The organism is Paenibacillus sp. 11B, from assembly GCF_030487755.1.
Taxonomy (GTDB): domain Bacteria; phylum Bacillota; class Bacilli; order Paenibacillales; family Paenibacillaceae; genus Paenibacillus; species Paenibacillus vandeheii.
Map to the genome: position 1 here is coordinate 670,786 of NZ_JAUKNS010000004.1, position 12,637 is coordinate 683,422.

Genomic DNA, 12,637 nt, shown 5'->3' on the forward strand with positions numbered 1-12,637 from the left:
TATTTCGCCACCTAGGCTTTTGGAAAAAGTTGTTTTATTAACAAAAGGGATGTCCCCCTAGTCATGAAGATGACAAGGGGACATCCCTTTTTAGCGTTTTTATTTAACGAACTGAGCACTTGCTATTAGAGCTGCAACTTCCATAGGCTGCAGGTTTAACGAATCTCGAAATAGCTGATACGCACTCCTGCGGACAATACCAGATAAACATCCTGCTGACCTGATGCACCTTGGAGGTCTGCCTTAACCGTGGACCACTGCTGGGCCTCGCCCTGTGCCAGTTCCACGCGTCCTGCCAATGCACCGTCAGGTGCGCCCAGTCGAACTTCCAATACCGCATCTGCCTGTTCTGCCGATACACGAGCTTCAAGCGCTGCTGCACTGCCCAGATCCGCATCTTTGAAGGCAATCCATCCCTGCTCTCCAATCACACGGACAGATGTTCCGCCTTCCTTGCTCTCATCCAGATCCACACCGAAGTATGCATCGTAATTCTCGGCGCGAGTAGCCACACCAAGGTTACGTGAAGGAATGATCTCTCCATCTACCGTCAGGTCAGCAACAAGCTGAATATCGGCGGAAGATTTGCCTACCATAATGCTGTACGTGCCGCTTTCAACCACATAACGATCACGGGTTACATCCCAGATTGCCAGCTCCTGAACCGGTAACGTGAAGCTGACTTTCACTGTAGCTCCAGCTTCAATATGAAGACGACGGAAACCTTTTAACGTTTTGAGCGGACGCTTCACACGGGACTGTCCGGCACGCACGTACAATTGCACAACCTCATCACTGGCGATCGTCCCTGTATTCGTCACGTCCACAGTTACCGTAGTTGTGCCTTCAGTTCCAGTTTGGGACGGATTCAACTCCAGATTACTGTATTTAAACGATGCATACGTCAATCCATGTCCGAACGGATATAGTACATCACCTTCAAAATACTGATACGTGCGTCCAGATTGAATGATATCGTAGTCTCTGATATCAGTCAGCTGATCTGCGGATTGCACCCACGTCATATTCAGACGGCCTGCTGGCGCATAATCGCCATACAATACGTCAGCTACAGCGTTGCCCAGCTCTTGTCCAGCATGGGAGGTATACAATACAGCTGGGATGTTCTCCTGTACCCAGTTGGATGTGAACGGGTAACTTCCCACGATAACTACAACGGTATTCGGGTTCGCTGCATAAACGGCTTCAACCAGACGCTGCTGGGATTCTGCCAGATCCAGGCTTGGACGGTCGATCTCTTCTTTACCGTTCACAAGCGGGTTGTTGCCGACAAATACAATCGCCGTCTCCGCTTCCTTCGCAGCTGCTACCGCTTCCTCTAATCCATTCACCACAATATCCTTCTTGAATGTTTCCGTAGCACCGAATGATTTCAACTCTTCGGATACGGCGAACACATCGTTTCCGCCATTGGGTGCAGTTACGGTTTTGCCGTTCCAAGTGGTCAGTCCCACACTTCCGTCCTGTTGTGGCAACAGATGAAATACTTCTTTTACAAACCAGCCATATACTTCATCCGCTGATGCCGTAACCGTCTCTTCATCCGTCGTCAGGTATTTGCCATTACTTTCCGCCTGCAGCGTGTAACTGCCAAATCCCCAGTCACTCAGTGTAAATGTCTCGGCATCTCCTGAAGCAATGATGGATGATTTCTCATCTTCAGCCAGTCCGACAACTTTGCCGCTTGCCGCGGAAGTCAATGTAATACGGTCATTACCATCCTTGAACGTAACCTTGTCGCCGCCTACTTTGGAACTGATCGCTTCAAGCGGGGATACGCTATATGGCATGGTGCCTGCATACCAGTCACGATAGACTGTTCCGCCCAGTTGACCAATCACAGCCACTTTGCCGGATTTCGTTTTATCCAGCGGCAGTGTGCCTTGATCATTTTTGAGCAATACCACTTGTTCTCTCGCCGCTCTCAACGACAAAGCCTTCGCGTTCTCCGTCATCATCGCTTCTTCACCAATCGAAGCATATGGATTGCCTTCAGCCGGATCAAATTCACCCAGACGGAAACGCACACGGAACGTATTGAACAACGCCAGATCGATGTCTTCCATCGTGAGCGTACCTTGCTCCAGCCCTTCACGCAGCGCCTGCTTCGACAGATCCGCATCATCGGTAATGCTGTCAATGCCGGCTTTGACAGACTCTACTGTACCAGGGGTGTGGGAATCATAGTATTTATGATCGTTCTTGATGCCCATGACATCCCCTGCATCACTCACAATGAAGCCATCCATGCCCCATTCGCCCTTCACAATCTCGTTTACGAACGGATGCAACAATGCTGGCGTACCATTAATGGAGTTGTACGCGGTCATCATGGACTGCGCCCCACCCTCTTTAAACGGTTTCTCGAACGCTTTCAGGTAATATTCTCGCATGTTGCGTGGATCAATGCTTGATGAACCACTGCCGCGGTCCACTTCATTATTGTTTGCCAGGAAATGCTTCAATGTGGCAACCGCCTTGTAATACTTCGGATGGTCACCCTGAATACCCTTAACCAAAGCTGTGGTCAGCTCGGCCGTAAGTTCCGGATCTTCCCCGTAGGCTTCCTCATTCCGACCCCAGCGCGGATCACGTTCCATATCAACCGTAGGTGCCCACAGCGTCAGACCGTTCACGGCTGGATTGCGTTTGTAAAATACACGTGCCTCGTCTCCGATCACGGAGCCAATCTCTTTCATCAGGTCTGCATCCCACGTACACGCCAGCCCTACCGGCTGCGGGAAGGACGTGGCTTCGCCCAGCCAAGCCAGACCGTGAGCTGCTTCTGTGCCGTGTTTGTAAGCTGCGATACCGAGGCGTTCTACTGCTGGTTGGTATTGCAGCATGGATTCGATTTTCTCATCTTCCGACAGGCGGGATACGAGGTCCTTTACACGTGTATCGAGTTCAAGCGTTGTATCCTGGAAAGGATATTTCGTTTGGTTAGTCATGATATGGAATTCTCCTTTGGGCTTTCAATGGTTTATTTATAATGATAGCGAATACATTAACATGACATAATTATGATGTAATTTTAATGTATCCGACCTCATAAATCGAAGATTTAACCTTATAAAACAAGCATTTATTTGTCCACTGTTAACTCTTGTCTTCATTTACTAAAACGGTTTCGGTAAACCTATCATATAGCATGTTTAGCAAAAAAAACAGGGGTCTTGCACAGGAAAATGTGAATTTTCCTCAGGAAAGTATGAGGCCAATCGTTTCATTCTGGCACAGTATGGTAATCATGGATAAGAGTATAGTTTTGACGTATTTATAAGCTGAGCATAAGCACTAATGAACAAGATATAAGGAGGAAATCGAGTGAATGATCATCAACAGACCCCGACAGGTTTGCCCTCCATTCCGGAATCCCTGTGGAGAGCCACAAACACATTCAATGAATATCCGAAACTGACAGAAAATACAACTGCGGATGTAGCCATCATTGGTGCAGGCATTGCAGGCATTACGACAGCCTATTTACTGGCTCAGACGGGTAGGCGTGTGGTTGTGCTTGAAGCCGGAAAAGTACTGGATGGCACAACCGGCCATACCACTGCCAAGGTATCCGCGCAGCATGGTGTGATATTCGATGAATTACTGCATCATTTTGGCGAGGAACAGGCCCGCATGTATTATGAAGGTAATGCTACAGCCGCCAAGTGGATGCGCGATCTGGTAAAAGAGAAAAAAATCGATTGCCAGTGGGCTGAGGAAGATGCCTATGTCTACATTCAATCCGAGGAAAACCTCAAAAAGCTGGAGATTGAACTGACCGCCTATGGCAAGTTAAATATTCCTGGTGAATGGGTCGATCCACTTCCCATCCCTGTCCCGTCTAGAGCAGGTATTAAGATGCCGGGACAAGCCCGCTTTGACCCGCTCCGTTATTTGCATTACCTGCTGGAATCCGCAGTCAAGCAAGGTGTCCGCATCTTCGAACATACAACGGTTACCGATGTAGAGGAAGACGCCTCACTGCATGTGCGGACCTATGAGAATGGTCCATCCGTAACGGCCGAACATGTCGTCGTTGCCTCCCATTTCCCGGTCTACGACCCTGGATTTTATTTTTCAAGGCTGCACGCTGAACGATCCTATGCTGTTATGGTTGAACCTCAGAAACCTTTCACAGGTGGCATGTATATCTCTGACGATGAACCCTCCCGTTCACTGCGTACTGTCATTCATGAAGGGAAAGAACACATCCTCTTTGGAGGAGAGAACCATAAAACCGGGCAGGGCATTTGTACCGTCGGTCATTATGAAAATTTGGAGCGCTATGCGGCCGATACATTTGGCATTCGCAACATCCCATTCCGCTGGTCAGCTCAGGATCTGATTTCCATCGATAAGGTCCCTTATATTGGACCCATTACCGGACGACATGAACGTGTCTATGTGGCTACCGGCTTTGCCAAATGGGGCATGACCACAGGAACGATGGCTGGACACATCCTTACGGACCGGATTACCGGACGCGACAACTCTTACGCAGCGGTATTCGATCCTGCAAGGTTCAAGGTAGACCCTGGTGTGAAAAACTTCCTCGTAGAGAATGTCAATGTAGCCACGGAACTGATCTCTGGCAAGGTCGGCATTATTCACAAGAACACGGGACAACTTGGTAACGATGAAGGAGCCGTCGTTCGCCATGAAGGCAAACGGGCCGGCGCCTACAAGGACCCAACTGGCAAACTCTTTCTGGTGGATACCACCTGCACCCATTTGGGTTGTGAAGTGGAATGGAATGCCGGCGAACGTTCCTGGGATTGCCCATGCCACGGCTCACGCTTCAATTACGCAGGTAAAGTGATCGAAGGCCCTGCCGTTGAAGACCTTACGGTATTGGACGCACAAGAATAAATTAAAGCTGATACCCCCATCGCTGTATATCTTCATCCCATAGACCCGGATCGGAATCCGTCCTCAGACGGAAGTAACCGATCCGGGTTTTGCGTATGCTGATTTATAAGTGAATTAGCGAGAAATCGAAGTTAGTCCCATTTGCGGCACACCGTGACAAGGAACTATTTTAAAATCACTACCTTGCATTAAACAGTACCGGATGCTATGATGAATTCACGACTACTGAACAATACACACTAGTGATTGGATAGAGCAACAAGGAGGAACCCAAGTGAATGTTAATATTCAATTCAAAAAAGGGGTGCTGGAACTATGCGTACTCGTGCTGATCAACCGCCAGGATCGTTACGGTTACGAACTGGCTCAGGCGGTATCCCAGCATATTGAAGTGGCGGAAGGTGCACTGTATCCCCTTTTGCGAAGATTGGTCAATGACGGCTATTGTACGACTTACCTGCAAGAATCCAGTGAAGGACCACCGCGTAAATACTACAAACTGTCTGATACTGGTCGTGACTATATGAAGACTCTCACGAATGAATGGAATAATTTTGTGCGCAATGTCGCAAATCTTATAGAGGAAGGTACCCCCAATGAATAGACAACAATTCATGCAGGCAATGGAGATTCATCTGAGACCGATGGACCCGCTGGAACGGGCTGAACTGCTCGCTGATTATGAACAGCATTTTGAGATGGGATTAAGAGAAGGAAGACCGGAAGAAGAAATTTCAAGGGAACTGGGGCATCCGATCGAGATTGCAAAAGAAGCGCTCGGTGATCGGTATGATGCACAGACGCCAGGATCTGATCCGTTCTATGCGCCAACATTCGAAGAAATGCGTCCTCAGCAAAGAGGAAATCGCGCTGCACGCAGCTTCTTCACGGCAATCGGACTTTTTTTCCTGAACATCATGCTGGCAATTCCAATAGGATTGACGCTGTGGTCGGTATGGCTCACAATTGCCAGTATGTCGCTGCTGGTATTGGCACCGGTCGCTGCAGCAGTGGATTTCTTATATCTTGACCATTTCGAGTATTCTGAGATGTTCGTTTCGATTGGAGTATTCGGTATAGGCATTCTATTTGCCCTTTTGACAAAATGGATTTTTAAAGCCTTTAAGCTGGTCACTCTTCAGTATATAAGATGGAATCAAAAGACGATGAAAGGAGATGTCTAACCATGAGCACCAAAAAGTGGATCGCTTTAGCGATACTATGTATCGGCATCGGCCTGCTCGGAACCTCCATATACGGAGTTCAGTTCGGAGATCAGAGAGAAGCCTACTCCAAACGTTGGGAATTCAAAAACGATGAGCTGCACAACATCATGATGAACGCTAACTTTAACGCAGATATTGAATTCGTAGTAAGTCCCGATTCCAATGGTTACATTGAAGTGGATGGTAAGTGGGACCCGGCCACCATTGAAGGTTTTAAACAGGCCTCGATTACGGATGGAACCTTTACGTTAAACCAGAAAGAGCGCCCGCGTTTGCAATTTTTCACCCTTTATTGGAATACTCAGCAGCAAACGATCACGGTTGCGCTGCCTGAAGGACATCAGCTGGATGACGTCAGCATCGTCTCTACTTCCAGTGATCTGGATTTGAAGGGTCTGCATGCCAAAACCTTGGACCTTAACAATACGTCTGGGAGCATTCACCTTCAGGACATAAATGTACCAACCATTCAACTGGATCTAGCTTCAGGGGACATCAAAGCCACGGCAATTGAGGGAACTATGGAAGTAAAACAAACTTCCGGAAGCTTCACGCTGGATGGCATGAATGGCGATGTAACCCGCAGTGTGCAGTCGGGGGATACCAAAATTATGAAATTAAACGGTGCGGCAAACGTTAAATTCACTTCCGGCAGTGTGAAGATCGAGCAAGCTTCCTCCGGTTCAATGGATGTATCGGGACAGTCAGGAGATATTTCCATACAGGCAGCGCCCGATTTTGACGGTATATTTGACGCACAGGCTATTTCCGGTGATGTGAATATCCCTGATTCCCCTATGGTAAGCCGTGATGTCATCAAAGCTCGCACCACCTCAGGCAGCATCAAGATCAAGCAATAATGTTAAATTATGATGAAGCAAATATTCGAACTGTGGGTAATATAGTATAATTAAATGCTAGTCCAATTCTAAGGAGGAATTACCCACATGGAACTTAAAAATAAAACGGCTGTCATCACTGGCGCCGGTAAAGGTATTGGCCGTGCCATTGCTCAGGCACTTGCCAAGGAAGGTGTACATCTCGGACTTATCGCTCGGACGGCCTCCGATCTGGAGGCTCTCCAGCAATCGCTGAGTCAAGAATATGGTGTGAAAGTAACCAGTGCCATTGCGGATATTTCGGATCGCACTCAGGCTGAGGCAGCCGTAGCAGCTATCGAGATGGAGCTTGGCGCGGTGGATATCCTTATTAACAATGCAGGTATCGCAAGCTTCGGCACCTTGCTGGATATGGACCCGGAAGAGTGGGAGCGCATCCTGCATGTCAATGTCATGGGTACATACTATGTAACTCGTGCTGTGCTGCCAAGCATGATCAAGGAAAGCAGTGGCAGCATCATTAATATCGCCTCTACTGCTGGTGAGCGTGGATTCGCAACGGGTTCAGCCTACTGTGCATCCAAATTCGCCCTGCTCGGCATGACCGAATCCCTGATGCAGGAAGTACGTAAATCCAATATCCGGGTTACTGCATTAACACCAAGTACGGTGAACACAGAGCTGGCAACCAATGCCGGACTGAAAGTTGGAGACGAAGACCGAATGATGCAAGCGGAGGACGTAGCTGAACTGGCTTTGGCGACGCTCAAGCTGTCGGACCGTGTATTTGTTAAAGCCGCAGGCATCTGGACAACTAATCCGCAGTAAGCAGGAGTAGTCGAACCATTTATAAAGAACAATGAATGACGGAAGCAACCATTTCTAATGATGCAATCCGTCGCCATCCGGCCGCCCGAGAAACCTCTGGGCGGCCTTTTACATATTCAGCAGCAGCCATCGTGTCTGAATACAATTCATCGCGCTGATTCTCTACCCTTATGATTAATGCAGCGTCACTTCTCTCATTTCTTCATTCCATTATCCTCTGCTTATGCGTCCCACAAATGGTCCAGATCCAGCTCCTTGGACACGGCGATCAGCACCACCGCGGGCTCCTCCCCAATATTGGTTACTTCATGGGGAACGATGGCATTCCAGCTAAATGAATCCCCCGCCTCCAGAATCTCTACATCCTCACACTGCTCTGCACGAATCTTGCCCTGCAGAATCAGGTGACTTTCTTCTCCAGCATGCTTGTTTACCCCCGTTGATGCACCTGCGGGCAGCTCCACAATGGACATCCGCATGGCACCCTTTGCCGTTAGATGCTGTACCTTGATCTGCCCGCTCCCGGCAGTTGTTTCCTTGCGCTCACCCTTGCGCACCACGTTCATCCGTTGTTCTGGTGACAGCAGCAAGTAAGGAAGTGGAACTTCCAGATAATCCGCGATACTTTCGAGTGTGGCAATGGAAGGTGAGGTTTTATTATTTTCCACGTTGCTGATAAACCCCTTGGACAGCCCCGTACCTTCGCACATTTGCATGATGGTGATCTGTTTCTGTTTGCGGATCGTACGAATGGCTAGGCCGATATCCATGTTGCAAAACCTCCTCTTCTATAGAAATATCAACTCTTCAATCTATTTTGCGTCAGGTTCATAAAAAACAATCCGGTTGCCAAACGGATCAATCACTGTCATTTCCCTTAGATTCCACGGCGTGTCGGAAATGCCTGTCTAGGATTTCTTATACGGAACATATTTTCATAATACAAAAAAAATATTGACCCTACAATGGAATCATGATAAATTTTGTTCATCAATAAGAATATTAGTTTTATATCAGCAAACTTTATCTAGATTATCATTTCTGATCAGGTGGTGATTCCATTGAGTTATTCATTGACTTACGAGGTTCGGCTTCCTTCCGATTACAATACAGTACAACACTATCCCGTGATCTTTGCCCTGCATGGCATGGGTTCGGATGAGCAGGATATGCTTCGTTTAATGGAGCCTCTTCAGTCCGATTTTATTATCGTGGCCATAAGGGGACCCATTGTTCAGGGTAGCGGCTACGCCTATTTTCAGATTAAAAGCATTGGCAATCCCGTCCGGGAATTGTTCGACGCGTCTGTTCAGGGATTGCAGCAGCTAATCGTTGACTTGTCCGCCAAATATGCCATGGATCCCGCACGGCGTTATATCGCCGGATTCAGTCAGGGCGCCATTATGGCAATGACGCTCTCGCTAATCATGGGAGATGCAATCAAGGGAATTGTAGCTATGAGTGGTTACATTCCGCAATTTGTGAAAGACGAATACAAGTTACAGCCCAACTCGGATTTATCTGTATTCATATCGCATGGCGATCAGGATCATCTCTTCCCGCTGCAACTTGGCGAGGATAACGCAAGTTTCTTCCGTGAACACACCCATAACGTTACGTATGTTCCATATCACGGTGGGCACCAAGTCACCCCCGATCTATATCAACAATTTCAACAATGGCTTCGGACGGATGCCAAGCTGGCTGCCGAAGACCTGAAAGGACTGAATTCATAATGATGCCATCCCTGTTTGTCGCTCACGGCGCGCCATCACTCGCACTGGAGGAGAATGAGTACACTGAATTTCTGCAAAAGCTCGGACAGGAACTGCCGAAACCTAAAGCAATCGTACTGTTCTCTGCTCACTGGGAATCCACAACCCAATTGGTTTCTTCGGCAGCGAATTACGAGACCATCTATGATTTTGGTGGCTTCCAACCCGAGCTGTATCAGATCAAATACCCGGCACAAGGACATGAAGAGACATCTGCGAAGATTCAGCGTCTGTTCGCGGATGCTGGGATTCCGGTAGAGAGCGACCCCGTTCGTGGTCTGGATCACGGTGCCTGGGTCGTTCTTCGCCTGCTCTATCCGGATGCGGATATCCCGGTTGTTGCTCTGTCTGTAAACCGTTATCTGTCCAGTGAACAGCAGTATCGGGTAGGACAGGCGCTCGCCACATTACGTGAGCAGGATGTTCTCGTCATTGGCAGTGGTGGAACGGTACACAATCTGCGTCAGTTAAACTGGGAAAGCGCAGGCGCTGATCCTTGGGCCATGGCGTTTGACAACTGGCTGCATGACAAGCTGGTGAGCTGGGATACAGAATCCCTCTTTGCCTATGACAAGCTCGCACCATCCGCCCAAGCGGCTGTGCCTACGCCAGAGCATTTTTTGCCGCTGCTGCTCGCCATGGGCGCCGGAGACCAGAACAAGCAAGCATCACTCCTGTTCAAAGCCTATCAGTATGGCAACCTGAGCCTGTCTTGCTGGAAATTTGATTGAACATCGATTGATTAGTTTATATAACTCCATATATAAAAATAACCAAACACTCGTGTGAAACCGCACGGGTGTTTGGAGTGATATGACCTTTTTTGCATAATGCTGGGGGCTCTAAAGCAAGCTATAATAACATTTAGTGGAAATGAACAAGCTGTAATGACGGATTACTCTTTCTACACCTATCATATCTTTCTGGGAGGAACATTCGAAGTGGCTGAACAACCAAAGTCTGAGAGCTTGATGTCTCTCGTCAAAAAGGGAAACACCTCCTCGGCCGTAGCCATGGCAGGTAATGCGGTACTTGCACTGTGCAAAGGAGGAGCTTTTCTATTCAGTGGCAGTGGAGCCATGTTCGCCTCGGCGATGCACTCTATGGCCGATGCCATCAACCAAGGGTTTGTCTTTGTCGGAAGTGTACTGTCCGAGAAAAAACCTACACGCCGCTTTCCAACCGGATTCGGACGGGTCATCAACATTTTCTGTATGATTGCCGTTATCGTTGTGACCATTATGGCCTATGAAACGATTCATGAAGGGATTCACCTCTTACAGCATCCTGTTGGTCATTCGGGTGGTCTCTGGATTAACATCGGTGTGCTGGTGCTTAACATTGTGATCGATGGAGCCATTCTGATCAAAGCGATGAAAGAAATTCTCAAAGAAGCACGCGCTCCCAAAGCGTCAGGCCTGGCCCTGTTCCCTGCTGCAATCAAAAATGTAGGACGCGCTGCACCGCCAACACGCCTTGTATTTTACGAAGATGTTGTAGCAGTAATCGGTGCGACACTCGCCCTGATTTCTGTTGTTGTCATTGCACTGACCAATTTTGCATTGCTCGATGGAATCGTGACGACCATTATTGGATGCCTGATGATCGCTGTCGCTTTCCGTGTCGGCTATGACAATATGATCGGACTGATTGGTGTAGCGGCTCCACAGGATGTTGAGGACAAAGTATCCCAGACCATTCTGGCCGACACTCATGTTGCAGATATCCAGATGATGCGCATTATTCAGGAAGGCCGTTATTACCACGTCGAGGGTCTAATCGAGCTAACGAAAGGGCTAAGCCTTGCTGATGCCGATGATATCAAGTTCCGTATTCAGGAGAAGTTAATGACAGATCCCGACATCGCCGATGCGGCCATCTCCATTATCGAAGATGATGGCGTGAACAGCTGGGGCAAGAAGCATTCGGATGTGGTGAAGTGAGGAATTACCCTCTTTTATAAAAGAAAAAGGCCCACTCTTCGCGGAGTGGGCTTCTTCGCGTAGCTAACTACATGGCATAGGTAACTGCATGGCTACTGAATGGGAGCGTTAAAATTGTTGGTTAGAATTCACTGACTGGGTTGTCATAGGGTTTATTTCCGCCCACCCTGCTTCATCCCCATCTCCATCAATTTATCCAGCCATCTTAGACGGAACGTTTCTGTGGAGCCTTTGATTGGACTGATCTCGATTGCATATTTCGTACCTAGACTTTAGTCTAGGTCCAGTTTAACTCCAAAGACCGAGGATACCCTTTTGAGGTTCATGGTATGCTGTAAATAACGAGAAAACATACTCCATGACCGTTCGGGAATTGATCTTGTATTGAAAAGGAGAGATATCATGGCTAAACGCACCATCCTTGCGCCCGTCCTTATTTTGCTGGGCGTGTACCTGATTTTGAACCAGGGAGGTTCACTCGGTCCAGGTACGATCTTTGCCACATTCTGGCCCACCCTGTTTGTGATTCCGCTGGGGCTGTTCTTCCACTGGCTGTACTTCTCCATGATTGGACGAGGAATTGGATTGCTGGTTCCTGGGGGTATCTTGCTTACGGCAGGTGTTGTCAGCCAGATCGCCATGCTCTTTGGCAACTGGAGCACAATGTGGCCTGGCTTCATTCTTGCGGTAGCGGTAGGTCTGTTTGAATTGTATTGGTTTGGTGGCCGTAACAAATGGCTGCTGATTCCGATCAACATCCTGACGGTAATCTCCCTGTTATTCTTCTCCGTCATGTCGATTGGCACGATGCTGAACAGTCTAACCTTTGTTCAACCGTTCGTGGCGATTGTGCTGATTATGGGTGGGGCGTGGATCATTGTGGGACGCAAAAAGCGCATGTAAATCTTATAGCGTTTACACTAGACCACTCCGCGTGCAGAATAATCTTCCGATCGCTGTTATCGCCGGATTTTTTTGATTCCCTTTTTATAAAGGGTAAAATCCTGCGATAAAGGCGAGCGCTTCGCTTCTACAGATTATTTCTGCCCTCTCCGTTAATGTGTAAACAAAAATAAGACAACCTACTTCAGCTATTTGCTCTGAGGTAGGGTAAAAATATAGGGGTGCTGCTC

Annotated in this window: 11 protein-coding genes; 9 read left to right on the top strand and 2 right to left on the bottom strand. The window is 48.2% G+C overall.

All coding sequences use genetic code 11. The features are described from left to right. Window positions 1-155 precede the first annotated feature (155 nt). Window positions 156-2,972 (bottom strand): glycoside hydrolase family 3 C-terminal domain-containing protein, encoded by a 2,817-nt coding sequence (locus Q0V21_RS19995; protein WP_301880296.1) that lies wholly within the window; start codon window positions 2,970-2,972, stop codon window positions 156-158. Between the two features lie 376 nt (window positions 2,973-3,348). Here Q0V21_RS19995 and Q0V21_RS20000 point away from each other — a divergent pair, with 376 nt between their 5' ends. The 5 genes from Q0V21_RS20000 (at window position 3,349) to Q0V21_RS20020 (ending at window position 7,786) form a co-directional block, all read left to right on the top strand. Further along, entirely contained in the window at window positions 3,349-4,893 is a 1,545-nt protein-coding gene (locus tag Q0V21_RS20000) for an FAD-dependent oxidoreductase (protein ID WP_301880297.1), read from the top strand. Between the two features lie 274 nt (window positions 4,894-5,167). Continuing rightward, window positions 5,168-5,497: a PadR family transcriptional regulator gene (locus tag Q0V21_RS20005; protein ID WP_024632829.1), complete on the top strand. Its 330-nt coding sequence runs from the start codon at window positions 5,168-5,170 to the stop codon at window positions 5,495-5,497. Continuing rightward, window positions 5,490-6,077 (top strand): HAAS signaling domain-containing protein, encoded by a 588-nt coding sequence (locus Q0V21_RS20010; RefSeq protein ID WP_301880298.1) that lies wholly within the window; start codon window positions 5,490-5,492, stop codon window positions 6,075-6,077. Before Q0V21_RS20005 ends, Q0V21_RS20010 begins: the two co-directional genes overlap by 8 nt. A 2-nt stretch (window positions 6,078-6,079) precedes the next feature. Further along, the gene (locus Q0V21_RS20015; protein ID WP_301880299.1) at window positions 6,080-6,979 is read left to right on the top strand and encodes a DUF4097 family beta strand repeat-containing protein; all 900 of its coding nucleotides are present in this window, start codon (window positions 6,080-6,082) and stop codon (window positions 6,977-6,979) included. 87 nt (window positions 6,980-7,066) lie between these two features. Beyond that, entirely contained in the window at window positions 7,067-7,786 is a 720-nt protein-coding gene (locus tag Q0V21_RS20020) for a 3-ketoacyl-ACP reductase (protein WP_079347818.1), read from the top strand. Between the two features lie 221 nt (window positions 7,787-8,007). Here Q0V21_RS20020 and Q0V21_RS20025 read toward each other — a convergent pair whose 3' ends face one another. Beyond that, window positions 8,008-8,556, bottom strand: coding sequence for a helix-turn-helix domain-containing protein (locus tag Q0V21_RS20025; protein ID WP_301880300.1), 549 nt, complete (start codon window positions 8,554-8,556; stop codon window positions 8,008-8,010). Between the two features lie 282 nt (window positions 8,557-8,838). Here Q0V21_RS20025 and Q0V21_RS20030 point away from each other — a divergent pair, with 282 nt between their 5' ends. From Q0V21_RS20030 to Q0V21_RS20045, 4 genes are all read left to right on the top strand, one after another. Next, window positions 8,839-9,522 (top strand): alpha/beta hydrolase, encoded by a 684-nt coding sequence (locus Q0V21_RS20030; protein WP_443145159.1) that lies wholly within the window; start codon window positions 8,839-8,841, stop codon window positions 9,520-9,522. Next, entirely contained in the window at window positions 9,522-10,292 is a 771-nt protein-coding gene (locus Q0V21_RS20035; RefSeq protein ID WP_301880302.1) for a dioxygenase family protein, read from the top strand. Before Q0V21_RS20030 ends, Q0V21_RS20035 begins: the two co-directional genes overlap by 1 nt. A 210-nt stretch (window positions 10,293-10,502) precedes the next feature. Continuing rightward, window positions 10,503-11,504, top strand: a complete 1,002-nt coding sequence (locus Q0V21_RS20040; RefSeq protein WP_301880303.1) for a cation diffusion facilitator family transporter — start codon at window positions 10,503-10,505, stop codon at window positions 11,502-11,504. A gap of 402 nt (window positions 11,505-11,906) precedes the next feature. Continuing rightward, window positions 11,907-12,407 carry a hypothetical protein gene (locus Q0V21_RS20045; RefSeq protein ID WP_079347824.1) on the top strand — a complete coding sequence of 167 codons (501 nt, stop codon included), beginning with the start codon at window positions 11,907-11,909 and terminating at the stop codon, window positions 12,405-12,407. Window positions 12,408-12,637 lie beyond the last annotated feature (230 nt).